The sequence below is a fragment of the Acetobacter aceti genome (assembly GCF_002005445.1).
Taxonomy (GTDB): domain Bacteria; phylum Pseudomonadota; class Alphaproteobacteria; order Acetobacterales; family Acetobacteraceae; genus Acetobacter; species Acetobacter aceti_B.
Map to the genome: position 1 here is coordinate 2,891,626 of NZ_CP014692.1, position 25,203 is coordinate 2,916,828.

General features: G+C 57.6%; 23 protein-coding genes and 2 pseudogenes. 10 read left to right on the forward strand and 15 right to left on the reverse strand.

The annotated features are described in order from the left end of the window. Window positions 1–160: 160 nt before the first annotated feature. A complete protein-coding gene (gene ypfJ / locus A0U92_RS13160) occupies window positions 161–1,024 on the reverse strand; it encodes a KPN_02809 family neutral zinc metallopeptidase (protein ID WP_077813600.1) in 864 nt (287 codons plus the stop codon). Between the two features lie 390 nt (window positions 1,025–1,414). On the opposite strand from ypfJ, the gene A0U92_RS13165 reads away from it, so the two are divergent. The 3 genes from A0U92_RS13165 to A0U92_RS13175 all read left to right on the forward strand — a co-directional run bounded on the left by A0U92_RS13165 (window position 1,415) and on the right by A0U92_RS13175 (window position 5,084). Next, window positions 1,415–1,699, forward strand: a complete 285-nt coding sequence (locus tag A0U92_RS13165) for a hypothetical protein (RefSeq protein WP_077813601.1) — start codon at window positions 1,415–1,417, stop codon at window positions 1,697–1,699. 221 nt (window positions 1,700–1,920) lie between these two features. Next, entirely contained in the window at window positions 1,921–4,527 is a 2,607-nt protein-coding gene (gene clpB / locus A0U92_RS13170; protein WP_077813602.1) for an ATP-dependent chaperone ClpB, read from the forward strand. A 182-nt stretch (window positions 4,528–4,709) separates the two neighbouring features. After that, window positions 4,710–5,084 (forward strand): YidH family protein, encoded by a 375-nt coding sequence (locus A0U92_RS13175; protein ID WP_077813603.1) that lies wholly within the window; start codon window positions 4,710–4,712, stop codon window positions 5,082–5,084. A 26-nt stretch (window positions 5,085–5,110) separates the two neighbouring features. On the opposite strand, the gene A0U92_RS13180 is transcribed toward A0U92_RS13175, so the two are convergent. Next, window positions 5,111–5,890: an acetoin reductase gene (locus tag A0U92_RS13180; protein ID WP_077813604.1), complete on the reverse strand. Its 780-nt coding sequence runs from the start codon at window positions 5,888–5,890 to the stop codon at window positions 5,111–5,113. 468 nt (window positions 5,891–6,358) lie between these two features. Here A0U92_RS13180 and A0U92_RS13185 point away from each other — a divergent pair, with 468 nt between their 5' ends. After that, on the forward strand, window positions 6,359–6,526 hold the full coding sequence (locus A0U92_RS13185) for a DUF1328 domain-containing protein (RefSeq protein ID WP_077813605.1): 168 nt from the start codon (window positions 6,359–6,361) through the stop codon (window positions 6,524–6,526). Here the strand turns inward: A0U92_RS13185 and A0U92_RS13190 are convergent. The 7 genes from A0U92_RS13190 to A0U92_RS13220 form a co-directional block, all read right to left on the reverse strand. Continuing rightward, window positions 6,495–7,037 carry a disulfide bond formation protein B gene (locus A0U92_RS13190; protein ID WP_077813606.1) on the reverse strand — a complete coding sequence of 181 codons (543 nt, stop codon included), beginning with the start codon at window positions 7,035–7,037 and terminating at the stop codon, window positions 6,495–6,497. The two genes, A0U92_RS13185 and A0U92_RS13190, sit on opposite strands and share 32 nt — an antisense overlap. Before the next feature lie 76 nt (window positions 7,038–7,113). Further along, window positions 7,114–8,472, reverse strand: coding sequence for an alpha,alpha-trehalose-phosphate synthase (UDP-forming) (locus A0U92_RS13195; protein ID WP_077813607.1), 1,359 nt, complete (start codon window positions 8,470–8,472; stop codon window positions 7,114–7,116). A gap of 2 nt (window positions 8,473–8,474) precedes the next feature. Then, entirely contained in the window at window positions 8,475–9,251 is a 777-nt protein-coding gene (gene otsB / locus A0U92_RS13200; RefSeq protein ID WP_408736086.1) for a trehalose-phosphatase, read from the reverse strand. Between the two features lie 210 nt (window positions 9,252–9,461). Next, complete coding sequence (locus A0U92_RS13205) at window positions 9,462–10,097, reverse strand: DUF2155 domain-containing protein (protein WP_236748143.1); 636 nt, start codon at window positions 10,095–10,097, stop codon at window positions 9,462–9,464. Then, window positions 10,094–10,312: a hypothetical protein gene (locus A0U92_RS13210; RefSeq protein ID WP_077814455.1), complete on the reverse strand. Its 219-nt coding sequence runs from the start codon at window positions 10,310–10,312 to the stop codon at window positions 10,094–10,096. Before A0U92_RS13210 ends, A0U92_RS13205 begins: the two co-directional genes overlap by 4 nt. Further along, window positions 10,312–10,881 (reverse strand): outer membrane lipid asymmetry maintenance protein MlaD, encoded by a 570-nt coding sequence (gene mlaD / locus A0U92_RS13215; protein WP_077813609.1) that lies wholly within the window; start codon window positions 10,879–10,881, stop codon window positions 10,312–10,314. The genes A0U92_RS13210 and mlaD overlap by 1 nt, the downstream gene beginning before the upstream one ends. 198 nt (window positions 10,882–11,079) lie before the next feature. After that, window positions 11,080–11,448: an NADH-ubiquinone oxidoreductase subunit NDUFA12 family protein gene (locus A0U92_RS13220; protein WP_187668958.1), complete on the reverse strand. Its 369-nt coding sequence runs from the start codon at window positions 11,446–11,448 to the stop codon at window positions 11,080–11,082. Between the two features lie 248 nt (window positions 11,449–11,696). Here A0U92_RS13220 and A0U92_RS13225 point away from each other — a divergent pair, with 248 nt between their 5' ends. Beyond that, window positions 11,697–13,349, forward strand: a complete 1,653-nt coding sequence (locus A0U92_RS13225; protein ID WP_077813611.1) for a TSCPD domain-containing protein — start codon at window positions 11,697–11,699, stop codon at window positions 13,347–13,349. Window positions 13,350–13,446: 97 nt separating this feature from the next. Here A0U92_RS13225 and A0U92_RS13230 read toward each other — a convergent pair whose 3' ends face one another. Continuing rightward, a complete protein-coding gene (locus A0U92_RS13230; RefSeq protein WP_077814456.1) occupies window positions 13,447–14,256 on the reverse strand; it encodes an AraC family transcriptional regulator in 810 nt (269 codons plus the stop codon). Window positions 14,257–14,344: 88 nt separating this feature from the next. Here A0U92_RS13230 and A0U92_RS13235 point away from each other — a divergent pair, with 88 nt between their 5' ends. The 3 genes and pseudogenes from A0U92_RS13235 to A0U92_RS13245 form a co-directional block, all read left to right on the forward strand. Beyond that, window positions 14,345–15,136, forward strand: a complete 792-nt coding sequence (locus A0U92_RS13235) for a class I SAM-dependent methyltransferase (protein WP_187668769.1) — start codon at window positions 14,345–14,347, stop codon at window positions 15,134–15,136. Between the two features lie 340 nt (window positions 15,137–15,476). Further along, window positions 15,477–16,234: pseudogene (locus tag A0U92_RS13240) on the forward strand (IS5 family transposase). Next, window positions 16,235–16,498, forward strand: a pseudogene (locus A0U92_RS13245) (IS481 family transposase); the annotation flags it as partial. It abuts the pseudogene before it with no gap. Between the two features lie 331 nt (window positions 16,499–16,829). Here A0U92_RS13245 and A0U92_RS13250 read toward each other — a convergent pair. The 5 genes from A0U92_RS13250 to A0U92_RS13270 form a co-directional block, all read right to left on the reverse strand. Further along, a complete protein-coding gene (locus A0U92_RS13250; protein ID WP_077813612.1) occupies window positions 16,830–18,410 on the reverse strand; it encodes a glycosyltransferase 61 family protein in 1,581 nt (526 codons plus the stop codon). Window positions 18,411–18,705: 295 nt separating this feature from the next. Then, window positions 18,706–20,790, reverse strand: a complete 2,085-nt coding sequence (gene fusA / locus A0U92_RS13255; protein WP_077813613.1) for an elongation factor G — start codon at window positions 20,788–20,790, stop codon at window positions 18,706–18,708. Between the two features lie 195 nt (window positions 20,791–20,985). Then, on the reverse strand, window positions 20,986–21,285 hold the full coding sequence (rpmB, locus tag A0U92_RS13260) for a 50S ribosomal protein L28 (RefSeq protein ID WP_077813614.1): 300 nt from the start codon (window positions 21,283–21,285) through the stop codon (window positions 20,986–20,988). 192 nt (window positions 21,286–21,477) lie between these two features. After that, the gene (locus tag A0U92_RS13265) at window positions 21,478–21,756 is read right to left on the reverse strand and encodes a hypothetical protein (protein ID WP_077814458.1); all 279 of its coding nucleotides are present in this window, start codon (window positions 21,754–21,756) and stop codon (window positions 21,478–21,480) included. A gap of 63 nt (window positions 21,757–21,819) precedes the next feature. Further along, window positions 21,820–23,670: an ABCB family ABC transporter ATP-binding protein/permease gene (locus tag A0U92_RS13270; RefSeq protein WP_077813615.1), complete on the reverse strand. Its 1,851-nt coding sequence runs from the start codon at window positions 23,668–23,670 to the stop codon at window positions 21,820–21,822. A gap of 200 nt (window positions 23,671–23,870) precedes the next feature. Here A0U92_RS13270 and A0U92_RS13275 point away from each other — a divergent pair, with 200 nt between their 5' ends. Together A0U92_RS13275 and A0U92_RS13280 are read left to right on the forward strand one after the other, a co-directional pair. Further along, window positions 23,871–24,722 (forward strand): NUDIX hydrolase, encoded by an 852-nt coding sequence (locus tag A0U92_RS13275; protein WP_077813616.1) that lies wholly within the window; start codon window positions 23,871–23,873, stop codon window positions 24,720–24,722. 140 nt (window positions 24,723–24,862) lie between these two features. Next, window positions 24,863–25,162 carry a DUF3574 domain-containing protein gene (locus tag A0U92_RS13280; RefSeq protein ID WP_236748145.1) on the forward strand — a complete coding sequence of 100 codons (300 nt, stop codon included), beginning with the start codon at window positions 24,863–24,865 and terminating at the stop codon, window positions 25,160–25,162. Window positions 25,163–25,203 lie beyond the last annotated feature (41 nt).

The window sequence follows — 25,203 nt, forward strand, 5'->3', positions numbered from 1 at the left end:
AGATTTTTATATCGGTGGCAAATCAACATCATGAATACCCGATAGATATCACAATACAGACGGGAGCAGTCTGCCTGTAAAAACGTCCGTCAAACGCCCTTCCCTCCTGTTCATGGTTGAGCAGGACATTCCCTGTCCTGTCAGGATGATCGGCACGTTTTCAAAGCGACGAGGCAGAAAATGTATTACATTGCCCGATATCGCCTGCGCTGAGGCCCCGACGAAACCACGTAACACGCTGGGCGGAAGTGCCATGGGTAAAGCTGTCCGGAACGACATAGCCCTGCGTTTCTTTCTGAAGTCTGTCGTCACCGACAGCGGCCGCCGCATTCAGACCGGACTCCACATCACCGCTTTCCAGAATATTTTTGGCGTCGTTGGCCCGCTTCGCCCACACGCCCGCAAAACAGTCCGCCTGGAGTTCGAGACGGACAGATTGGCCATTCTTACCTTGCAGACTGGTCCCATGCCGTCCATCCATCTCCTGCATGATACCCAGTTGATTCTGCACATGATGCCCGACCTCGTGCGCCACGACATAAGCCCGAGCAAAATCGCCTCCCGCCCCCAGCCGACCCTGAAGTTCCTTGAAGAAACCAAGATCGAGATAAATTTTCTGGTCAACAGGGCAATAGAACGGGCCAGTCGACGTCTGTGCATAGCCACACGCCGAGTTCGTGCCGCCTGTGAAAAGCCTCAGATGCGGCGCGTGATAGGTCTTTCCCATCTGCGCGAAATAGCTCGTCCACACGTCTTCCGTAGAGGCGAGAACCCGGGCAATAAACCGCTTCTGGGCATCATCGACCGGTGACGGCGCCTGAGCCACGGTCTGACTGGTCGTGGATGGCGCGGCTCCACCCTCCAGAAGATTAAGCACAATCTGCGGATCAACGCCGAAATAAAGCGCTCCAAGGATCAGAACTATCCCGCCAATGCCACCGATACGGAGCGGCGCCCGACTGCCACCGCCGGAACCGCGTACGTCCTCAATATTGGTACTTTCGCGTTCATCATCCATGCGCATGGACACAGGCTCCGTCGTACAAGTTTCACTTTCTTCGTATCACTTATCAACGTTCTTGAGAAAAGATGGTTACCGAAGTTCCCTACCACTCCATGGTGCAGCGACTTACATGCTGAAACAGCCATATTCCGTTGCCTTTATTGACTGCCGCAAATTAGAAATTCTGCTTCTCATGCAACACACACCTATTTTTGTCGTATCGTCTACCACGTTGAATAAACACCGACCTCAAAATATACTTGATTTTATTTCCATCTCCATAACTTACGATATACTAAAATATTTACCTTACGCCATAAAATATCTCCAATACCGGACGGAATATGACAAATTATCTTAACCTCCGGTATAACCTCATCCAATAAGACCGTCGCCAGTGGCGACACCGTAATGGTCGCCACTGGCGGGATTTTGAACAGTGTAACCATTGAATCCGGCGGTATTGTTATCGACAGCGGCAGCCTCGTTTCCATCGATTTTCATGATATCGGAAACGATATCACTGTCGAAAATGGAAACTCAGCAGTCAAATGGCGAGGAACCATTGACGGCATTACCGCGAGCATTGGCGGGACACTTCTGACTGTGTCACAAACGCCGAATACGAAAATGCTGTCGGGTCAATCGCGACCACCAGTGATGCAACAAGCATCACGTATGATCCATCGGGCATGAGTAAGGTAATAACAGGAGGTTCAAGGCGACAAAACTGACGTTCTACCCACCCTTTTATCTCCGCGTATCCCAGAGAACACGAAACAGATATATCCCCTTGCATTCCGGTTTTCAGACCCCATATCCTCTAGCAAGATCAAGACCATGGCCGCGCCGCCTCCTTGAGGGGCGCCCTCCCATGGCCCTGACCGTCGCCTCACTTCAAAGGGACACACAGGAATATGGATATCCAGAAATTCACCGAACGGAGCCGCGGCTTTCTTCAGGCTGCACAGACGATCGCGCTCCGTGAATACAACCAGCAACTCACACCCGAGCATCTGCTCAAGGCGATGCTGGACGATAATGAAGGCGCGGCTTCCTCACTCATCAAGGCAGCAGGCGGCAACCCTGTCGGCGCGCTGGCGGCGGTGGAACAGGCGCTTGCAAAACTGCCGAAAGTACAGGGCGGTGGAGCCGGTCAGCCGCAGGCGACACCGGATCTCGTGCGTCTGCTCGACAACGCCGAACAGACAGCACAGAAGGCCAATGATTCCTTCGTCGCGCAGGACCGGCTTCTGGTCGCCATCGCAGCGTCTGACACAGCGGCTGGCCGTGCGCTCAAAGACAACGGAGCTTCTGCTGACGCTCTTGAAAAAGCCGTCGCGACCATCCGCAAAGGCCGCACCGTAACAGGTGAGAACGCCGAGGCCGGCTTCGACGCGCTGAAGAAATACGCCCGCGACGTGACCGCCGTGGCGCTGGCGGGCAAGCTCGACCCGGTGATTGGCCGTGACGAGGAAATCCGCCGCGCCATTCAGGTTCTCGCACGCCGCAGCAAGAACAACCCCGTCCTGATCGGTGAGCCGGGCGTCGGCAAGACCGCCATCGTGGAAGGTCTGGCCCAGCGTATCGTCAACGGTGACGTGCCGGAAGCTCTTCGTAACAAGAAGCTGCTTTCGCTCGACATGGGCGCGCTGATCGCCGGTGCGAAATATCGCGGTGAGTTTGAGGAACGCCTGAAGGCCGTTCTCAAGGAAATCGAGTCCGCCGAAGGGCAGGTCATCCTGTTCATCGACGAGATGCATACGCTTGTCGGCGCGGGTCGCTCCGATGGCGCGATGGATGCGTCGAACCTCATCAAGCCCGAACTCGCACGCGGCACGCTGCATTGTATCGGCGCCACGACGCTCGACGAATATCGCAAATACATCGAGAAGGACGCGGCGCTTGCCCGTCGTTTCCAGCCGGTGTTCGTGGGCGAACCTTCGGTGGCCGACACGATCTCGATCCTGCGCGGCATCAAGGAGAAGTACGAGCTTCACCATGGTATCCGCATTGCTGACGGCGCGCTGGTCGCCGCCGCCACACTGTCGAACCGCTACATCACCGATCGCTTCCTGCCTGACAAGGCCATCGATCTGATCGATGAAGCCTCCAGCCGCCTTCGGATGCAGATCGACAGCAAGCCGGAAGAACTCGACGAACTGGATCGTCGTGTCATCCAGCTCAAAATCGAGCGTGAGGCGCTGCGCAAGGAGGATGACTCCGCCAGCCGCGAGCGTCTTGAAAAGGTCGATGCCGAACTGGCCGAGCTGGAAGAAAAATCCGACGCTCTGAATACCGCCTGGCATGCGGAAAAGGATCGGGTCAACGCCGTTCAGAAGCTCAAGGAGCAACTGGACGAGGCCCGGTCACAGGTCGAAGTCGCACAGCGTAAGGGCGATCTGGGTCGCGCTTCCGAGCTGATGTACAGCACCATTCCACAACTGGAAGCCAAGATCACCGAGGCGCAGAGCGAGGAGCAGACCAACTCGGCCAACGACCTGGTTTCAAAGGCGGTCACCGAGCAGAGCATCGCCTCGGTCGTGTCCCGCTGGACCGGTATCCCTGTGGATCGCATGGTCGAAGGCGAACGCGCCAAGCTGCTCCGCATGGAGGACGAACTGAGACGTCGTGTCGTCGGTCAGGAGCCTGCGCTCAAGGCCGTGGCCAATGCCGTCCGTCGTGCCCGCGCCGGATTGCAGGACCCGAACCGTCCGATCGGTTCGTTCCTGTTCCTCGGCCCGACCGGCGTCGGCAAGACCGAACTGACAAAGGCGCTCGCCGAATTCCTGTTCGACGACGAAAAGGCTCTGCTCCGTGTCGACATGAGCGAGTTCATGGAGAAGCACTCCGTGGCCCGTCTGGTCGGCGCGCCTCCGGGTTATGTCGGCTACGAGGAAGGCGGTGTGCTGACCGAGGCCGTGCGGCGTCGTCCGTATCAGGTCATCCTGTTCGACGAGGTAGAGAAGGCCCATCCGGATGTCTTCAACATCCTGCTTCAGGTGCTTGATGACGGTCGCCTGACCGATGGTCAGGGTCGCACCGTGGACTTCCGCAACACGCTGATCGTGCTGACCAGTAACCTCGGCTCCGATGTTCTGGCCAACCAGCCGGATGGCGAAACCACCGACATGGTGCAGGCGCAGGTCATGGAAGTCGTGCGTGCGCACTTCCGGCCCGAGTTCCTGAACCGTCTGGATGAGATCGTCCTGTTCTCGCGGTTGCAGAAGAAGGACATGGCGCGGATCGTGGATATCCAGATCGCCCGTCTCCAGTCACTGCTGACCGACCGGAACATCGTGATCAAGCTGGACGATCTTGCCGACCTGTGGCTCGCGAACGAAGGCTACGATCCGGTTTACGGCGCCCGTCCGCTCAAGAGGGTGGTGCAGCGCACCTTGCAGAACCCGCTCGCGGAACTGCTGCTCGAAGGCGCGATTCACGATGGCGAAGAGGTGAAGGTCTCGGCCAACGGCGACGGTCTGATCATCAACGGTCGCGAGGCGGCAACGGTTCTCGCCTGATCGTCCCGTTGAGTGACATCATGAAAAAGGCTCCCGTTTTCGGGGGCCTTTTTCTTTTGGGGGAACAGGCAGGTCTTGTAAAACCTGTGCATTGGGAACTGCACCTCTCATCGGTCCCTTGCGTCTTCGTCCGCAGTCTGGGAAACCGACCTCCTTTATAGGCGCGACAGGAACTCCTTTTCATGATCGAACACTATACGGATCACGCTGCGAACGAACGCACTTTTCTCGCATGGATACGCACGGCTCTGGCGCTGGTCGCTTTTGGCTGCGTTCTCGCAAAATTCGATCTGTTCCTGCGTCTTCTGGCAGCCCAGCATGCCGTGTCCGTCCATCAGTCCTTCACGTCCACCTCGCAGATGGGTATTCTTACGGTTCTGACCGGCATTCTGCTGCTTCCGGTTTCTTACTGGCGTTTCCGCAAGGTGAGGACGGCGCTGAATGAAACGAAAGCCATGGATATTGCGCTGGCAAAGATCGAAGGCATCCTCACCATTGTCCTGATCGCCCTCTGTCTGGCCGTGTTCGCCGTGCTGCTGCCGGCTGTTACTGGCTGACAGCCGCCTCTCTTTCCGGAACATGGTCATCGATAGACCATTCCTCCATCGATCAGAATCGCCTGCCCCGTCACGTAATCGGAATCCGGTCCGGCAAGATAGGACACGAGCGCCGCGACATCGTCAGGTGTCTCCGGACGGCCAAGCGCTATGCCTTCAACATACTTATTGAAGGTCGCTCCTTTTTCGGCCCCTGTGAGTTCTGCGAACAGACTGTCGATTTCGACCCACATGTCGGTTCCGACAACGCCGGGACAATAGGCGTTCACGGTAATCCCCTTGCTGGCATATTCCTTGGCCGCTGCCTGGGTCAGTCCCCTCACCGCGAATTTCGTCGAGGAGTAGACCCCCAGCAGCGCGTATCCCTCATGACCGGCAATCGAGCAGGCGTTGATGATCTTTCCTTTCTGCTGCCGCATCATGAAGCGGTCCGCCGCCGCCTGAATGCCCCACAGGACACCCTGCACATTGATACGATAAATCCGCTCGACATCTTCCGGTGTAACGGTGGCGATCGATTTCACCTGCGCAATGCCGGCATTGTTGATCATGACGTCAAAGCCGCCCAGCGTCTGATCAGCATGGTCCACGGCGGCCCGGACCTGCTCCCTGTCTCCGATATCCGCGCTGAAAGTGGTGCAGGTTCCACCCTGTTCCTGAATTTCCCTGGCCACTCCATCAAGCGCTTCCCGCTTGATATCGACCAGAGCGACGGCAAAACCGTCACGCACCAGACGAAGGGCAATGCCCCGACCAATTCCCTGTGCCGCCCCTGTCACCAGTGCGACTTTTTTTGATGCTGTCATGCTGAACTCTCTCCCTGGACATCGGCTCTGGCCGCGCCCGGGGAGCACATCACGCCTGCATCTCCAATTACAAAATGAGCAATTTCAGGCTCTCCTCTTCGTGACAACACCCTGTCCATTCTGTCGCATAAACGCGACAGGACCGCAGGAGAGATCCGACTCCCAATCAGCGAAGAAGTTGTCAGAAGAAATTCATATAATCAGTCTGAAATGATTGCCGGATGAGCCGGCCTCTCACCTGCCTCCTTCCACACAACAGCTGAGCATTCGCCGAATGGAACCTCATGCGGAAGCGTGAATTTACTCCGGAGCAGGGGAAAACGTTCCATGACGCCGCAGAAAGAAGAAATTCTCTGACATCACCTGGTTCACCATGAGATTGCCGGGCTCCGAAACGCTCGTCTTCGATCCTGGGAAACTTTTTCATTCCGCCTCGCGTTCAGAGACTGACGGAACGGAGTATTTCCCATGGACCTTTTACGTTGGACCCTGATCTTTCTGGTCTTCGCCCTTATCGCGGCTGTTTTAGGTTTTTCCGGTATCGCCGCGAACTTTGCCTATATCGGCAAGATCCTGTTTTTCATCTTTATCGTCCTGTTCATCATCAGCTTCTTGTTCGGCCGCCGAAGGGTCTGAGCAGACAGGTTACCAGAAGAACCAGCACGATCAGGGCTGCCACTCCCTCCATCACGGTAAGGGAGATCGGCAGCCCATTAAAAATATAAGTCGGCATGTCGCATGGCTTGGCCGGACGTAACGGCATGGACGCCAGTCGTTCAGCCATCGTCGCGCCTGTCAGATGCGGCGACAGACATTCCGGCAGCGGGCTTTTCCAGAACTGCCACTCGACGCCCGCATGCACCACCACCAAAGCCAGATCGACCAGCAACATCGGTACGCCAAGCCACGCTGCGGTTCTGGCCCAGCGGCGGGGGGCGAGCAGACCGACAGCTCCGATCACCACCAGAAAACGCCATGGCCAGCGCTCCCACAAACACAGCGCGCAGGGGGCAATACCCAGCCCTTCCTGCACCCACCACACGAAAAGCAGGGCTGCGACCCCTGTCAGCACCAGCAGGAGACTGGGCAGACGCACGGTTCCGGGCGTCTGTTTATTGAAGATTCTGCGTCGTGGCATCAGCACCATGCGCCAAGCTTTCTGTTCCACATGCAAGACCATGTGTTTTCGGGAAACGTGCCTATAGCAGCCCCCCGCAGGAATTTCACCCGGGGCCGGGCTTTCTGCTGCGATTCAGGGCTCTCAGGAAATCCCTGGCCCAGGAACCGGCAGTCGTGTTCCTGATCTCCCCGTTCAGGGCATCCCAGCGGCGCTTCCGTTCTTCCTTCTTCATGGTCAGAGCGAGGTGCAGGGCATCTGCAATGGCGTCCGCATCATGGGGATTGACCAGCAACGCCTCATCCAGTTCAGGCGCAGCTCCGGCCAGATGGGACAGGACAAGCGCCCCGGGATTTTCCGGATTCTGCGCCGCCACATACTCCTTGGCGACAAGATTCATGCCGTCACGCAAAGGCGTGACAAGCGCCACATCGGCAAGACGATAGAAACCCGCCAGTGTCTGACGCGCAATCGGGCGAGTCAGATAACGGATCGGTGTCCAGTCATAGGCGGCAAAAGCACCGTTGATCCGCCCGATCGTTTCATCCAGCTGACGACGGAGAAGGCGATACTCCTCGACCTCACCGCGTGAAACCGGAGCGACCTGAAGATAGGTCACATGGCGATGGTGTTCAGGATAGCGGATCAGCAGTTTTTCATAACCGAGAAACCGTTCTTCCAGCCCTTTCGAATAATCAAGCCGGTCCACACCGATGATCAGCGGTTCGTCATGAAGGCTTTCTCTCAGACGGCGAACCTCCGGTCCATCGAAAGCCTCTCTCGCATCCTCGCTGAAGGAAATCGGATCAATGCCGATCGGACACGCCACCACCCGCGCAGGGTCGGTCATGCCTTCGACACGCAGACACTCCCACAGGTTCTGGGCGTCCTCCTCGGTCTGAACGCCGATGAGATCATACGCCTTCATGTCGTCCAGAAGCGCGGATGCGGGGGGCAGAGCACGAAAAAGGCTCCAGGGCGGAAACGGGATATGCAGGAAGAAGCCGATGGCGGCTGTGACCCCGAGTTCCCGCAGCGCCTGCGCCAGCGGGAAGAGGTGATAATCATGCACCCAGATGACATCATCGGATTTCAGCAGCGGCGCCAGAGTCCGGGCGAACATCCGGTTCACTTCAAGATACTGCAACCAGTCAGTTCTTGAGTAGTTCATCAGACCGAGCCGATAATGGCAGAGCGGCCACAGAATACCGTTCGAAAAGCTCTGATAATACCCGCGATGCTGCGCGTGGGTCAGTGGAACCGTGGCGTAGGTTACCGATCCATGCGTATCCAGGGACGGAACGGGATCCACGTCTGATTCCGCCTGCCGACCAGACCAGCCAAACCACAGGGTCTGCTGATCTTCACGCAGGGCATCCGCCAGACCGACCGCGAGACCGCCTGCCGGTTTGTTCCTCTCCCGAGGGTCCGGCACGCGGTTGGAAACAATAACAAGGCGTCCCATCGTCATGCCCCGTGACCCACGGAATGGTCTTCGTTCGGGGAAGGAACCAGAGAATTCAGCCAACCCCGAAAAACTGATGGCGTAGGGAAATCGACAGGAATGCGCAGACCGGCTCCGCCCAGACGAATAGCCGCCTTGATGGCGTCCTCGTCAGTGACGTCGTCTCCGACAAACACAGGCCTGCGACCGACGAAGGGCGCATTTTCCATGAGCAGATTGACAGCGTAGCCCTTATCAACGCCGAAAGGCCGGACTTCCCACGCCATTTTCGCGGCCTGAACATGGAATCTGCCGTCTTCTTCCTTCACCCACGCCTCTGCCGCCTTCCGGAGCAGCGCCTCCGTTTCCGGCGCTCCCCGATAATGCAGAACGAAGCCGCCGACCTTTCGTTCCAGCCGCGTACCCGGCAGGGACGCCACCAGCTCCTGCGCCTCGACAACCCATTGACTGGGAACGGAGGGCAGAGCCGCGCGCTCGATGGGGCCGCCAGGACGGTGACGAATGGCGATGCCGTGCTCTCCGGCGACAGCGAACGGCACGTCGCCCAGAAAAGCATCAATCTGGTCGACGGACCGCCCGGATATGATCGCCAGAGCGTCTCCCGTCGCCTCCCGCAGGGCGAGCAGCGTCTCCTTCAGGCCCGGAGGCACGACCACCGCGTCGGGACTGGCTGCAATATCGACAAGAGTGCCATCGAAATCGAAAAGAAACGCCACCCGACCGAGAGGCATATTATTCCGTGTCAGTTTGACAGTGGAAACCTGAGGAGCTGAAGTCATGTCTGAAGCACTCACGACAAAATGCCTTCCCTGCTCGCCTGTTCAGCCCGCACCAGCCCGGATCATTCCGGAGAGCGGCGCATACAGGGCGTTACAATGATGTGGACGCTGGCTGCTGCGGTGAAGTTCTGTTTCACCACAGCTTCCCGGGCATTACCATAGGCAGCCGAGAGCCCCTGCTCCGCTTCCCGCTCCTGACAAAACCCAACCTCAGGGCCTGTTTCCGTCTGACGCGCCGGTATCTGTCGGAGAGCCGGAAGACGGCGGCGCGGCATCCTGATCTCCCTGTGTATCATTTCCGTGCGCATTCCCCTGCGCATCGTCCTGCTTCTGACCGGATTGTGAACTGTCGCTTTTTCCAGGGAGAGGTGGAACGGCGGGAGGGGTCAGGGTCGGCAGCATGGGCTGGACGTCGTTCCCTTCGCAGGTCACGACATGCACATCGTAGATCGGGCTTTCCAGAATGCCCAGCGAAGGCTCGGCGGCCAGCATCCAGCCATGGAAAGCCGCTCCCTCCGCCCGTTGGTCCTGAATATCGAGCCATACGGCCGCATCCGCACGCGCCGTCGGAGCATGCAGCAGGCACCGCGTCACACCGATTTCGAGCGTCTCGTAATGAGACATTTCACCGACCGGAACCCTGATGGTCTCGGCACGGGAATCGAGACGATTCAACACCCGCACGACCGCGGTGCTTTTTCCCTGCCATGTATTGGGGGGATACATCGCGGGAGGCGCCAGCGGTTCAGCAGCCATTGCCGTCCCGACGCAGGAAAGGACAGAGGCCAGTCCCAGAAATATCTGGCAGGACCGCATCAGCATTGTGGTTCTTGTCTCACACATCATTCTGCGGACCTGCTCCGGGGACTGGCGAGAGAGGCCACCAGCGTCGTCAGCATCTGTTTCATTTCGGTCTCATCCACGCCCATGAGCACAGCATCTTCAAACGCGTCCTGCATGACACCCTGCAGTTCTTCCCAGTTCTGACGCAGGACCAGCAGCTTTTCCGTGCACGAAACCGGTGTTCCGTCCGGTTGTGGCCAGTGTGAGGGCACGTCAATCACGGCGCCGTCTCAGCCTTCGGCGCGGCGACACCCTCTTTCGCCTTTGCCTGACCCGCCTGCGTCAGCGTATCCGTCACCGAGAAAATGAACTTGCTCAGCAATTGCTCCAGGCTGATCGCACCCTGCGTCTCGACGAGTTCACCGCCCGCTTTCAGCATTCTTGTGTCGCCACCCGGTGAAATGGCGATGTATTTGCCGCCAAGGAGGCTGTCGCTGGTGATGATCGCGGCGCTGTCCACCGGCAACTGAACGTCCCGCCGCACCGTGAACACCACCAGGGCCTGGAAGGTTTTCGGATCCACCCCCTCGGACACGACATGCCCGATGGAGATTCCGGCCAGCTTCACATCTGATCCGATGTCGAGGCCGTCAATGTGGGAGAAGGCCGCCTTGAGCTGATATCCCGCATCCGTCCTGCGCCCACTGCTGACCACGGCAAGTCCCAGCAGAAGCACAAAAGCGACAATCACAGCGAAACCGGCAATGAGCTCCACAGTCGAACGTGTATTGCGGAGAGGCGGCAACACCGTTGTCGTGGGCGGGGAAGTGGTCGAAACAGAACTCATCGGTTCTCACACGCCTTTTTGATCATTCGTTCTTGTCATCTGGAACGATGAAACCTGACAAGCCCGATAGCGCAACTCTCTGGCAAGAATATGCCCGCAAACGCGTATCCGCATGTTCAGGTCGCACGAAAAGGAGCGTTCAGGGGCTGTTTTCCACCCCGCACCCGATCTCCCGGTTTATCTGAACGGGCGAAAAGCTCAGCTTTCAGGTGTCCAGGCATCGTAATCACCGGTCGCAGGCGGACGCTGACCGCCTTTGTAAGCGCTGCCGGGAGGACGATAGGCCCCGGCTGTGCCTGTCATGTTAGGCTGATAAGGCAGTTGCCAGGGCTTGCGGGCCTCCATGGGGATGGGCTGATCCTCCATGTAATGCAGCCAGCCCCACCATTCTGGCGGCACGGCGGACGCATCCTCGCCTTTCCTGTAGATGACCCAGCGCTCATAGCGCTCGCCCCCGCCCGTTTTACGGGTGGGTCGTCGCGACTCGTAATAGGCGCGACCATCGTTGTCCTTGCCCACAAAACGTCCATGCAGGCGGGTATGAAGAAGGGTGCCGAGCGTTGCCATGTACGCGATCATAAGGAGTCGAACCGCCGCCGTCCACTGCCTGCACACCTCCTCGCGTTCACGTTATACGGCACTCCTGCAAAAGCCTCCCGACAGCCTCGGCTTCCCGCTCAGAGGGGCAATCTCACGCCTTTTGCGGGTCTGGCGAAAGTTATCCCCCATATCCTCGCTTTCCCGACCATTATCCCCCCCTTATCCTCAGCCTCGCCCGCTTCCGCCCCGCTCCCGCGGAACGGTAAGCTCCCAGCATGAACGCTCATCATTTCTGGAACGGTGTCGAAATGCGCACCGTCATGGCCTCCGCCGACCCCGACGCTCCGGCACGCGCCATTACGCTGCCCGCCGACTGGGATGACGATGCCGCCGCCGCCCTTGCAGAAATCGTCGCCGGAACGGGAGCGGTCTCGCTGCCTCTTGAATCCGCGCGCTGGATCGAATCCTTCACATCCAGCAGTCGGCGTCCGGATGGGGGGAGACAGGAACCGTCACGCGGGGACATCATAAGCGGACGCTCGCTGGCATGGCTGCATATCCTGAGACAGGTGGCTCCCACCCTTGCCGTCTGGCATGGGGCTTCCGACAGACGGCCCGGATTTGTCATCAACCTCGCGGCCTTCGTCCTGCCGGGCGAGGATTTCGCCGCCGAAACCTTTGTCGCCGCGTTGCGACTGCTGTGCCTCGTTCTGCGCACTGACGCCCGCGCCAAGGCGACCCGACGCAATGGCGAACTGCCGCTTGACGAGGCGACGCCCCCGGAGCCGACCCTGTTCGATCTGCCGACAGCGTCCACACAGCCACGGCAGGCCGCCTCAGAAGCGGCAACAGAGAAGACCGGCGACCTGCTTGCGGACGCCCCGCTTCCGATTGTGGGAGAAATCCTGCTGACCAATCTGGATGCGTGCCTGGCGGCGCTCGGTCTCGATTATGACAGTGACGATGGGCGTGACGCGGCCTGCTCGATCGTGGCGCTGACCACCCTTGTCACCCGCGAAGGCACCGGTTGCGATCACCTTCCCCTCATGCCGCACCGGCATGTCCTGCCGGGTCTTTCCGCCGCGATCCGGGATGCCTGGTCGAGAGCCGCTGTCGACACCGACATGCCTGAAGCGCGCATTGAAACCGGCTTCTCCTCGACAGGGCCTGTCGACGCGCTTCTTGGCTGCGAAGCCTGCGGCATTGCACCAGTCTTTTCACCACTCCGGGCCGATGGACGGCTCGCGGCCAGCACGCTCAACCGGCTGGCCGCTCGTGGCCTGTCAGTGGAAACAGCTCTCGCCGCGTCTCTCGCGGGTGAAAGCCCACTGATCCTGCCGACAATCGACGCGCATATGCGGATGTATCGCGCTCTCGCCGGGTTCGTGGATCGCGTACCGGCCCGCCCGGACCCAACCATGGCTCCGCTACCCCGTATCCTGCCGCGTGGCACCTTGCAGCCGCTTCCCGAACGGCACACCGGCATCGCCCAGAAAGCCTCGGTCGGCGGGCATCGCTTCTTCCTGCGCACAGCCGAATACGAAGACGGTACGCTCGGCGAGATCGCCCTGACACCGGCCAGGGAAAGCGCCATGGTGCGCGGTCTGATGGAGAGCTTCAGTCAGGCCGTCAGCATCGGTCTGCAATATGGCGCGCCATTGGAAGATTTCGTTGACCGGTTCGCCTACTCTTCCTTCGGGCCCGCAGGCACCGTCGAGGGTGATCCGGTCACATCCTACGCCACGTCCATTCTGGATTACGCATTCCGTGCGCTGTCCAATCTCTATCTGCATCAGCGCCTGCCCGACGCACCGCATGAAGAAGAGAACCGTGGCGGCTCACCGCTACTGCCTTTCGACTTCAAAAGCGGAGAGAACCGCAAACCTTCAGCACCGAACGGGCGGCGGGGACTACGGCTGGTCAGTTAAAGACCTGTTCGCGAATTTCATGGGCAACTGGAATATACGTCGCTTTTCCAAAAAAGCGACGTGTGGCCGACTAATGTCCAAACCGGCTCATTCAACTTTACGTTTGCAAGTTTCGGAAGCGGACTGGCGACATCCCCATCAGGTTTGTAAAAGCTTTTGCAAATGCACTAAGCGATGCGTAACCGACACCAGCCGCTACATCTGTTACCCGTTGCCCCTCGGCAAGCAGGTTTGCCGCGTGGAAGAGACGGGCCTGCACGATCCAGTCCTGCCATGTCATGCCGGTTTCTTCATGAAAATGGCGACGGAAACTACGTTCCGACATTCCGGCATGACGCAACGCCAAGTTTAGATTTGCCTGCCCGGGGCTGGCAAGAGCTGCTTCCATAGCCCGCACGATAGACGGGTGAGCAGCACGCGGCAGCGTGAAAAGCCGTGTTGTTTTCGTCTGTATTTGCTCCATGCAGAGCAGGCCGACGGTTTGAAAAAAACTCCGGGCAATGGGGTCGTGCTCTGCTGAACCGGGTTGCCAACGCACTGTGTGGAGCAACATCTCCTGCAACATTGTCGTTATGGGAAATGTCTGGATATGGTCCGTTTGGTTATGCGGAAAATATGCCGGATCAAAATAGACGGAAACACCGTCCAGATCGCGGATCATGGTTCGATGACGTGTTCCTGCCGGAATCCATATGGCATGAGCCGTAGGCAACAGATGATGGCCATCCGGACCTTCGATCTGTGTAGTGCCGCGTCTTGCATATGTGATCTGGTGGCATGAATGGGCGTGCCAGTCATAAAAGATGGCTGAAGACGGATTACGGAATGCAAAACCGGGTTTCCCCGGGCCATCCAGTCTGTTCTCGACAAGGACGCCTTGTGTCTCTCTGGAGGTCAGGTTTTTCATTGGCCGATATCCGCTTATTTATGGCCGGATAGCGTTAGACGGCCAACCGCCCTTTCCTTATCCTGAAACGCCAAGGAAAGGAATAAAGATGTCTGCTTCTCGCACTCCTCATGACACCCGGATCGTTGACCAGTTTACACGCTGGGCAAAGCCATTTGCTGAGTTGGCCATTCACGCAGAGGCGGAAAGCATGGCGCAGACGCTCGCCGCCTGCGCCGTTACCAGAGATATGAAAGTGCTTGATGTCGCCTGCGGTCCGGGGATTATCGCGTGTGAACTGGCCCGCGTTGGCGCGGAGGTCACGGGCATCGACCTGACACCAGCCATGATCGAACAGGCACGCCTGCGTGCGGACAGGGAGGGGGTGATGGTTGAGTATCATATTGGAAATGCGCTGCATTTACCGTTTCAGGCGGACAGTTTCGACCGGGTCGTGACACGGTACAGCTTTCACCATATGCAAGCGCCCCGGGAAGTTCTGGCGGAAATGGTAAGAGTCTGCCGTCCCGGTGGCCGGATCATTGTGATTGACGCCACCCCGGCTGAGGAATGCCAGGAAGGATATGATCGGGCGGAAACGCTCCGTGATCCCTCGCATACAAGCGCCCTGACACTGCATCAGTTGCTGTCGCTTGGGACTGACGCGGGTCTGTCGCCTGTGATGATGCATCAATATCGTCTTGAGTCCCGCTTGCAGGATCAGGTCGCTCCGGAGGACTGGAATGCCCTGAAAGCGATATTTGAAGAGGATATCGCAAGCGGTCAGGATCGTCTGGGCATGGGCGCATGGGAAGATGCAGACGGGATTCGTTTCTATTTCCCTGTGTCAATCGTGGCATGGAGTAAAAGCATGCACGAAAATCGCCCCGTCTGCTCCTGAGAGGAAGACTTATTCATCAACATGCCTGTCTACCAGATGAAACAAGCAGACAGGCAATTTCCGCCGTCATGTTGGACAAAAAGTATGCCATTATTAATTTTGGAAAGCAGATATTACTCGATAATCTTATGTTTTGACGGATAAAATCTGGAAATTAAAACGAAATAAAAGAACTTATCTATTTTTATGTTCCCATGACATTAGGTGTTTAGTCCTGCGGTTGGATGGTGCGTTATTTTCACGCGGGTGGCAGGATGCGCTAGGACCGATCGACATTCAGGATTCCCTTTTTTTGGAATGAGTGATTCATAGAGCACCGTGTTGGAACACGGAGCGTGGGATGGGGATCAAGCGTTACGAGTTGACCGAGGTGCAATGGCAGAGGATTGCGCCTTTGCTACCCGGCAAGGTCGGTGATGCAGGCCGTAGCGGGACGGATAACCGCATGTTCGTGAATGGCTGTCTTTGGGTTCTGCGCTCCGGCGCGCATTGGAAAGACCTGCCTGAGCGGTATGGCAAATGGAAGACGGTACATCGTCGGTTCAGCCGATGGTGCCATGCCGGGGTGTGGGAAAAGGTTTTCGAGACGCTGACGGCCGATCGGAACAATCAGTATCTGATGCTCGATTCAACCATCGTTCGCACCCATCAGCAGGCCGCGAGCGGAAAAGGGGGGCCAAAGATCAGGCGCTGGGGCGTTCTCGAGGTGGTCTGACGACCAAGATTCATATGCTGGCCGATGCGCTGGGCCGCCCGCTGTGCTTCGTGGTCACGGCTGGTCAGGTTGGCGACGTCACCCAGGCGCCGGCCCTGCTCGCGGGTCAGGAGGGGGCTGCCGTCATTGCCGACAAAGCCTATGACAGCAATGCGTTACGTGCCCTCATCGCTCAGATGGGTGCAGAAGCCGTCATTCCTTGTAACCCGACCCGCAAGATTATCATCTCCCACGATGCCATCGCCTACAGGATACGTAATCGTATCGAGCGGTGCTTCAACCGCCTCAAGCACTTCCGACGCTTCGCTACCAGATATGATCGACGCACCATCCATTTCCTCGGCTTCGTTCACCTCGCCTCAGCCATGATCTGGATGACCTGAATGTCGATCCGTCCTAGGGGCCAGACTCACCACGGAAGCGCCACGACGACAGCGGCGGTCCGTCGAGCCACAGCATAGTCAAGGAGCCTGCGGGTTCTGGCGAAACGCCACGGGATCAACCCGAAGGCGCCCTCCTCAACCGTCCCGTCGATTGAAGAAGAGGCGATCGTCCCAGTGCTCCGCCGCCACATCCTGCTGCCTCTGGACGATTGCCTTTACGCACTTCAGGCGACGATCCCGCACCAGCAAAGCACAGCACTAAACAGCTGGAATTTTTGCAGGACTGACATCGATAAGGCCCATTCTGTCCATTCGAATACATGGCGTTGCCGCGTATCCTGCTCCAAAACATTTTCCCACGGAAATACACTTGCCCAATCGCAACACACTGACTGATTTTTACAGAAACTCGCAGAAACAATCATCAACTATAATAGTTATATATACCCATAATAAAAAATACTTTCACTCTTCATTAGCACTCAAATATAGACCATTACACCCATACAATTACAGCCTCTGATACAGGCTATTAAAATGTTACTTTAATCACCTTCAATAAACTCAGGATCTATGAATTGTGGCAGATGCTCTTTCAGTTTTCTGATACTGGCCAGCCTAATACTTCAACCTGATCAAGATGAAAATAATCGTTTTTAAGCGATGTGATCCGAAGCACACGTCCGATAAGTGGCTCGGATGCCTGCCATTCAAGAGGCATCCCGTCGACACCCCCGATCACTCTGTCATCATGTTTTTCAAGGATGGTTTTGAGTGAATTCTCATCCATGCCTACTTCTATTCGAAGATGGTTACAGCGTTCAGGTGCGGAGTCGCAGCGATTGAACAATCGAATGTTTTTGATTACACATGGCTCTTCCAGATCAACTTCCCACCATGCATTCGCTTCAGTATCTGTGTGGAACTGGAAAGTCCCAGTCAGAACACCACTGGTCGCGTTGGCTTTCTGATCCGGAACCCACGGATGGAGTGAGCTTTGTCTGGTTTTTTTATCAATAGCGACGTTGCGCAACGAGACGCCGATCGACTCAGTCTTTACTTCCCGCTTTTGCCACTGAAATGCGCCGACAACGACAGGCTGACGAGCACGGCTTCGATCTGCTCTGATTTTATAATCCAGTATTCGGAGAATGCCATCAGCAATTCCGGCAGGATCTGAAACCTTGTACACTTCTGAAAATCCCTTTGTTTCATCAGGATTTTTCGCAGAATCCAGTGTAATCAGCTCGCCAGGAGCAATCCCATAATAATCAGCTTTTGCCTTATTCGCCTGATCGATCAAACAAAAATTACTATAAGTCGTCATATTATAGTTGATCATGAATATATAATCGCGCGGCACAAAAATGCTTGCATGAAAAGCTGAGCCGATAAAACCCGCCACGTAGGGACGATTGGCCCATAACGCAATCTGCTCTTCAAGAGATAGCATCTCGGGATAAACAATCTCAACACCGTTCGCCGCCAGACGCTCACAGATCACGTCTTCATTAATCAGACGCCTGACACCGGACTGAAGTTTCGATTTGGAAAGATAGACCGGACGATCATCAGATTTTCCCATCAGATGACCCGCAAGTTTTTGGCCGATCTCATGGCAAAACGTTGCATAACGACGATAAGCAAAACTGGCTTCTTCAAATGCCGGAGCTGGTACGATCAAGCGTCTTATTTTCTGGGGCGAAGAAAAGCGAACAAAATCATCCTGTGAAAGATTCAGAGCGCCAAACAGTTTCCGCATAAAACTGTTCTCTTCAAACCAGACGTCCATACCCTGGTGCGAGCTATAGAGTATTTTGGCTTGAGGATATTTTTCGCGTGCCGCCGACCAGAAACGACTGAATGTCGACAGCAGAAAGTGACCAAAATGGTAATGGATAAAGCCGCAATAAATATAAACATCGTCCGGAGCGTAGTCTGTGATGTCTCCGTAACGGTATCCCATAGTGAGAGATGGCGCCATCTCTTCCACATTCGGCCCACGAAAATAAGCCGTTTGCAGGACACGTTTACGCCCCTGATCAAATACTCCACTTGGCGAGTTGGAATCCTGCTCAGGCACATAAACAACATCACACAAATCAAGTACAGCCGGCTCTGAATCCAGAATAACTGTCTCACCAAAAACTATATTGGTTTTACAGATCGACGCCATCTAAAATTCCAATCCATTTTTATAGACAGTTTATTGTGTTATGGATGCAAATCTGACTTTCGTCGCAATGCATTACACAAAAAAAGGCGTTTGCAGAATATCGTGATGGAATAAAAATTCTACTTAGATAATCACAAAAATCCCTGAACGTCACGAACAGGACGGAGCGAATCTGTCGATTTCATCACTACCGAAAGAACGCCGCCCTTCCTCTCCCATACTGCCCAGAAAGTGCGTGAAAACAAAAAAAAGCCGACCTTGCGGTCGGCTTCCCTGTCCGGATGATCTGAAAAGATCAGGCAGATTTTGCCATGATCTCTTCGGCCACGTTACGCGGAACCGGATCGTAGTGATGGAACTGCATCGTAAAGGATGCACGACCTTTTGTCATCGAACGCAGGTGCGAGATGTAGCCGAACATTTCCTTCAGCGGCACCTGAGCGCGGACCATAACCGTGGAACCCGACGTTTCCTGACTCTGGATCATGCCACGACGACGGTTGAGATCGCCAACCACGTCACCGACGTGATCGTTCGGTGTCGTGACTTCCACGTCCATGATCGGCTCAAGGATCACAGGACCGGCGTTCTTCATGCCTTCACGGAAGCAGGCCTTTGCCGCGATTTCGAACGCCAGAGCGGACGAGTCAACGTCATGGTACTTGCCGTCAAGCAGGGTGAACTTGAAGTCCACCGTCGGGAAGCCTGCCAGGACGCCACTGGTGGACTGAACACGGATGCCTTTTTCGACAGCCGGAATATATTCCTTCGGAACCGTTCCGCCGACGACCTTGTTCTCGAACTCGATCTCACCTTCATGCGGAGCGAACTCGATCTTCACTTCAGCGTACTGACCCGAACCACCAGACTGCTTCTTGTGAGTGTAGGTTTCGACGTGCGCCTTCGTGATCGTCTCACGGTAAGCAACCTGAGGCGCACCGACGTTGGCTTCAACACCGTATTCACGGCGCAGACGGTCAACGATGATGTCGAGATGCAGCTCGCCCATTCCGGACAGAATGGTCTGACCTGTTTCCTGATCGGTCTTCAGACGCAGGGAAGGATCTTCCGCGGCCAGCTTCTGCAGGGCCAGCGTCATCTTCTCGACGGCGTCCTTTGTCTTCGGCTCGACGGAAATGTCGATAACCGGAACAGGGAAGCTCATACGCTCCAGAACAACCGGATCAGAACCGTCAGCCAGCGTGTCACCGGTCTGGGTGTCCTTCAGACCCACGAAAGCGGCGATGTCACCAGCATGAACTTCCGACAGCTCTTCGCGCTTGTCGGCATGCATCTGGTAGATACGGCCGATACGCTCCTTGTGGCCCTTGGTCGTGTTCAGGATGGTGTCACCGGTCTTCAGCACGCCACGATAGACGCGGACGAAGGTCAGTGTGCCATACTTGTCATTGATGATCTTGAACGCCAGACCGGCGAACTTACCATTCGGATCAACCGGAATGATCGGCAGGTTCTTGGAATCGGTCTCTTCCTCACCTTCCGGCGGGGCGCAGCGGATGCCTTCCACGTCGTCAGGAGCCGGCAGATAGTCGATGACAGCGTCGAGCAGCGGCTGAACGCCCTTGTTCTTGAAGGCCGTGCCACACAGAACCGGACGGAAGTCGCCGGAAATCGTGCCCTTCTTGATGCACTTTTTCAGGGTCTCGACGGAAACATCGCCTTTCTCGAAATACTCTTCCATGGCGTCGTTATCGACGGCCAGAGCGGTATCAAGCAGGTTCTGACGGGCTTCTTCAGCCTTTTCCTTCAGATCGGCCGGTATTTCTTCATCGTGGAACTTCGCGCCGAGTTCGCCGCCTTCCCAGACGATGGCCTTCATCTCGACGAGATCGACGACACCAATAAAGTTATCTTCGGCGCCGATCGGCAGTTGCAGCGGGATGGCGACGATGTCCAGCTTCTCTTTCAGCGTGCTGAAAGCATAGTAGAAGTCGGCGCCCGTACGGTCGAGCTTGTTGATGAAGATGATGCGGGGAACGTTGTAGCGGTCAGCCAGACGCCAGTTGGTCTCGGACTGCGGCTGCACGCCGGCCACACCTTCAATGATGAAGATCGCGCCATCAAGCACGCGGAGCGAGCGGTTCACTTCGATGTTGAAGTCGATGTGGCCCGGAGTGTCGATGATGTTGATGCGGTGGTTGTCCCACTCACAGGTCACGGCGGCGGACGTGATGGTGATGCCGCGCTCACGCTCCTGCGCCATGTAATCGGTCGTGGTGTTGCCCTCATGGACCTCGCCGATCTTATGCGACACGCCTGTGTAATACAGGATACGCTCGGTCGTCGTGGTCTTACCCGCGTCAATGTGCGCGGTAATCCCGATATTACGGATTTTCGAGAGTTCGGACTGGGCTGACACGGGGCTTCTCCGGGAAACGGCTGAACCAGAAATTCAGAGGAAAGCGACAAACACACAGGGCGCGACAGGAGAAAATCTCCCCGCGCCCTCTACCCTTTCGAACGCAGGCAGCATTCTCGCGGGCTGTGTGATCACGCGGTCCCCGCTGACGCGGGGGCGATCAGGGTGCCGGCCATCACCATGGCCGGCAGTCAATCAGGCTGCTGCCTGCTTCTTGCTCTGCGCACGCAGAATACGACGCTTGATCACCTGAGCTTCGGCGGTCAGGTTACGATTCGGTGTATCGAGCAGATAGGAGTCCAGTCCCCCATTGTGCTCAATGGTGCGCAGGCCGCGCGTGGTCACACGCATGGAAATCGGCGCGCCGAGAATGTCGGAAAGAACCGACACTTCCTGCAGATTAGGCAGAAAACGGCGGCGTGACTTGTTGTTGGCGTGACTGACATTGTTGCCCGTCAGCACACCCTTGCCTGTGATCTCGCAACGGCGGGACATTCGGTTTATCCTCGGTCAAAAAACAGAACGGGGCCGAGGCAGAAGCCCGGCTTTCATCCTTACAATCAGGCGCGGCTTATGACGGAGGCATCGCTTCCCGTCAAGCAAACAGTGGCGGAAAGCCGTTTTTCCGTCACTTTTCCACCAGCCGCACCCGCTTTTCTCCATACTTTCAGGGAGACAGGCTTTCTCTCAGGCGCTCCCTGCCTTGCGTGCTTTTTCAGCGTCTTCCAGTTCACCCGCGCGCACGCTCTGCACGGCGCTGTCCAGAATACGCAGAATCGTCTCACGATCCATCGTGCGGGACAGAAGGCCGAGCGAGCCACCCAGAAGCGCAGAGGCAACCGCCAGAGGCGCGTGGTTTTCCTCCAGAAGATGGTCTATGGCGTGCTCGATGACCATCGCACATTTGGTCAGTTCTTCAGACACCTGTTCCATCTGTCCGCTTCCCTCAGGAATATTCTCGGCCATGCTCATTCTCCCATACTGCTCCGGCAGCATGCCGGAGTGTGATTGTTCCTGTCAGGGCGCCGGTCACCCCAGGGCAGGAGCAGAAGCCTCCATGCCGGAGCCCGGCGCAGCGTCCTGTCCCGCGTCCTGCGCCGCCCACATGGCGGCATACAGCCCGCCACGAGCGATCAGATCAGCGTGACGCCCCCGCTCTTTCACAAGCCCGTCACCCAGAACCAGTATTTCGTCCGCTTCGACGATCGTTGAAAGACGGTGAGCGATCACGACTGTGGTACGTTCAGCCGAAACGGCCCTCAGGGCCGCCTGAATCTCGCGTTCAGTGTGGGTGTCGAGGGCGCTGGTGGCCTCGTCCAGTATCAGAAGGCGCGGGTCTTTCAGGATCGTTCGGGCAATGGCCACACGCTGCTTCTCGCCACCGGAGAGCTTCAGTCCTCTCTCACCAACCCGCGTCTTATAACCTTCCGGCAGGGACAGGATGAAGTCGTGGATGCGGGCCAGCTTCGCCGCCTGCTCGATCTCCTCCTGCGTGGCGCCCAGACGTCCGTAGGCGATGTTGTAGCCGATCGTATCGTTAAACAGCACCGTATCCTGCGGCACGACGCCAATCGCCTCCCGCAGGTCTGCCTGCCGGTACTCGCGGACATCATGCCCGTCGATCATCACCTTTCCGGACCATGTGTCATAGAACCGGAACAGAAGACGGCTGACGGTGGATTTTCCGGCTCCTGTCGGACCTACGATCGCAATCAGACCACCCGGCGGCACGGAAAAGCTGACGCCATGCAGGATCTCACGGTCCTTGCGATATCCGAAATGCACATCCTGAAAAGCGAGGACCACGGGAGGAGCATCCTTCAGATGAGCCGCCAGCGGCAACGGATGCGCGGGATCAGCCACTTCCACCGCCTCGTCCAGCAGCCCCAGCATGTGCTCAAGATCGACCAGCGACGTGCGGATGGACGAGTAGATGGAACCAAGGAAGTTCAGCGGCGCGTAGAGCTGCAACAGATAGGTGTTGATCAGCACAAACTGCCCCACCGTGAGATGACCCGCCGCCACATCGTGTCCGGCCAGCAGCATCACCAGCGTGAGCGCCAGCGAGATGATCACCACCTGCCCGAAATTCAGCGCGCTGAGGGAATACTGGGTGTGAACGGCGGCTCTGGCGTAGCGGGTCTGGGCGTCGCCGTAGCGTTTGGCTTCATGCGCCTCGTTGCCGAAATACTTGACCGTCTCGTAGTTCAGCAGACTGTCCAGCGCCTTGCCCGTCGCCTCGCTGTTGATGTCGTTCATCCGGCGACGGATACCGATTCGCCATGAGGTGAACGAGAACGTGAACACGACATAGCCGATGACCGCGCCCAGAACGAGCGCTGCATAACGCCAGTCGAACACCTTCCAGATCAGGCCGATGACAAGGATGGCTTCGAGCAGGGTCGGCAGGATCACCAGCCCCATCCGCAGCAGGGTTTCCACGCCTTCCGTGCCGCGTTCGATGGCGCGGGTGACGCCCCCTGTGCGGCGATCGAGGTGAAAGCGCAGCGACAGGTCGTGCATGTGCATGAAGCTGCGGAGCGCCGCATCGCGGGCGACCCGGTAGCGGACAGGGGCGAACACGGCGTCACGCAGTTCGTTGAACGCCGAGGCGACCAGCCTGACCAGACCATAACCGACAATCAGCAGGACCGGCACGGTGGCGATCCCCGCCGGATGGGACAGCGTGTCGATGATGCGGCTGTACACCCACGGCACGGCCACCGTGACCAGCTTGGCGGCCAGCAGCAGCAGGGCAACCACCGTCACGCGCAGTTTCAGCTTCGGGTCATTCCGTGGCCAGAGATACGGAAGCAGGCGGGCAATGGTCACTCCGGCAGGCTTGCCGGGCGCCGTATCAGATATTGATGGCGGGCTCATTGTGTCCGATGTGGCACGTTGCCGCTGTTTTGCAACCCCGCAGACAGTCGAACAGGTCATCAAACCACGATGTTGTCAGGGTCCACATCGCCCCGTAGGAGGGAGATGGGCCGGACAATGCCGGTCAGAATTCGTCGGAAGAGCACGATGACCCCAGTTTCCGAAGAAACATTTCACGGACCGCATGCGGAAGACGGCTCATGACCGAGCCCCACACAGACGGCTTCATGCGGCACATCAGGGCCTGCAACACGGCGACACTGCCAGGTCAGCGTCTGCCTCTCCGGATCAACGGCGCTCTGGCAGGGTATGTTGACCCGGACGTCGTCCCTGCCCTGAAGGAACTGGGCCTGACGGAAGACAGCGCTTCAGGCGGCCTGTCCCTCAGTGACCCGGCGCGACTCGAATCGATCGGGGAAGAGCTTGCGCGCCGGGGTCTCTATCGCACGCACAATGAATTGTTCGATGTGTGGGGTGACGACGGCCAGCCGCCACTCGGGCGCATCGACCGGGGCGCGTTGCCACTGTTCGGCTTTATCGGGGTCGGCGTCCATCTGAACGGTCTGGTCCGTAAGGAAGACGGGCTGCATCTCTGGATTGGTCGCCGCGCCCGGGACAAGCGCCTTGATCCGGGGAAACTGGATCATCTCGTCGCGGGCGGCGTTCCTGCGGGCCTCACGCCCGACGCCGCGATCCTGAAGGAAGCCGAGGAAGAAGCCAGCCTTCCCCCCGATCTTGTGCAGCGGGACGCGAAAAAAGTCGGGCTGCTGCATTACGCGCTCGAACGCCCGGAAGGACTGCGGCGCGACCGGCTGGTCTGCTACGATCTTTTTCTGGCGGAAAGCTTCCAGCCCATGCCCGCAGATGGTGAGGTCGAAGAGTTCCTGCTTCTGCCGATCGGCGAGGTATTCCGGCTTGTGCGCGACACGGACGAGTTCAAGTTCAACGTCAATCTGGTCCTGATCGACCTGTTCCTGCGAATTGGCCTGATCGATCCGCAATCAGAGGAAGGGGGAAGGCTGCGTCGGGGATTACAGGGCGACATCCACTGAAAGCGCGACCGCCCCGACCATCCGCCATCCTTTCCCTGCTGCTGGGACTGACGGCGGTCGGCTGTTCGTCGACGCATCCGAGCGGCCCTGCCAGTCTCTGCACTCAACTGGCGGCGCAGACCGACCTGCATGTGACCCTGATGTTTGGCCTGAGTCGCCCGGATGGCAGCCTGATTTCAGACGCTGCATGGCAGGATTTTCTGGGAAAGGAGATCACCCCCCGTTTCCCCGATGGTCTGAGCGTCCTTCCCGCTCAGGGTTTCTGGCGAGACCGGCAGACCGGAAAGACCGGCTCGGAGTCTTCCCGACTGGTCTGGATCGCCACGCCGGACAGGCCGGATCTTGCCGGACGCATCGAGGCTGTCCGTCGGGCCTACAGAGCCCGGTTCAGTCAGCAGTCCGTGGGCGTCAGCCTGCAACGTGGCTGCACCGCGTTCTGAACCGGCTTTGGTCACAATGCTGTCGTCACCGCCTGCCGGAA

Bases quoted from the DNA above. Each gene is read 5' to 3' on its own strand.
- A0U92_RS13225 (WP_077813611.1), top strand. From the start codon at position 11,697: ATGAACGCTCATCATTTCTGGAACGGTGTCGAAATGCGCACCGTCATG.
- mlaD (WP_077813609.1), bottom strand. From the start codon at position 10,881: ATGAGTTCTGTTTCGACCACTTCCCCGCCCACGACAACGGTGTTGCCG.
- A0U92_RS13270 (WP_077813615.1), bottom strand. From the start codon at position 23,670: ATGAGCCCGCCATCAATATCTGATACGGCGCCCGGCAAGCCTGCCGGA.
- A0U92_RS13235 (WP_187668769.1), top strand. From the start codon at position 14,345: ATGTCTGCTTCTCGCACTCCTCATGACACCCGGATCGTTGACCAGTTT.
- A0U92_RS13220 (WP_187668958.1), bottom strand. From the start codon at position 11,448: ATGGCAACGCTCGGCACCCTTCTTCATACCCGCCTGCATGGACGTTTT.
- A0U92_RS13250 (WP_077813612.1), bottom strand. From the start codon at position 18,410: ATGGCGTCGATCTGTAAAACCAATATAGTTTTTGGTGAGACAGTTATT.
- A0U92_RS13185 (WP_077813605.1), top strand. From the start codon at position 6,359: ATGGACCTTTTACGTTGGACCCTGATCTTTCTGGTCTTCGCCCTTATC.
- A0U92_RS13165 (WP_077813601.1), top strand. From the start codon at position 1,415: ATGGTCGCCACTGGCGGGATTTTGAACAGTGTAACCATTGAATCCGGC.
- rpmB (WP_077813614.1), bottom strand. From the start codon at position 21,285: ATGTCCCGCCGTTGCGAGATCACAGGCAAGGGTGTGCTGACGGGCAAC.
- A0U92_RS13190 (WP_077813606.1), bottom strand. From the start codon at position 7,037: ATGGTGCTGATGCCACGACGCAGAATCTTCAATAAACAGACGCCCGGA.
- A0U92_RS13280 (WP_236748145.1), top strand. From the start codon at position 24,863: ATGTTTGGCCTGAGTCGCCCGGATGGCAGCCTGATTTCAGACGCTGCA.
- A0U92_RS13205 (WP_236748143.1), bottom strand. From the start codon at position 10,097: ATGATGTGTGAGACAAGAACCACAATGCTGATGCGGTCCTGCCAGATA.
- A0U92_RS13230 (WP_077814456.1), bottom strand. From the start codon at position 14,256: ATGAAAAACCTGACCTCCAGAGAGACACAAGGCGTCCTTGTCGAGAAC.
- A0U92_RS13265 (WP_077814458.1), bottom strand. From the start codon at position 21,756: ATGGCCGAGAATATTCCTGAGGGAAGCGGACAGATGGAACAGGTGTCT.
- A0U92_RS13180 (WP_077813604.1), bottom strand. From the start codon at position 5,890: ATGACAGCATCAAAAAAAGTCGCACTGGTGACAGGGGCGGCACAGGGA.
- A0U92_RS13275 (WP_077813616.1), top strand. From the start codon at position 23,871: ATGACCGAGCCCCACACAGACGGCTTCATGCGGCACATCAGGGCCTGC.
- otsB (WP_408736086.1), bottom strand. From the start codon at position 9,251: ATGACTTCAGCTCCTCAGGTTTCCACTGTCAAACTGACACGGAATAAT.
- clpB (WP_077813602.1), top strand. From the start codon at position 1,921: ATGGATATCCAGAAATTCACCGAACGGAGCCGCGGCTTTCTTCAGGCT.
- A0U92_RS13195 (WP_077813607.1), bottom strand. From the start codon at position 8,472: ATGGGACGCCTTGTTATTGTTTCCAACCGCGTGCCGGACCCTCGGGAG.
- A0U92_RS13175 (WP_077813603.1), top strand. From the start codon at position 4,710: ATGATCGAACACTATACGGATCACGCTGCGAACGAACGCACTTTTCTC.
- ypfJ (WP_077813600.1), bottom strand. From the start codon at position 1,024: ATGCGCATGGATGATGAACGCGAAAGTACCAATATTGAGGACGTACGC.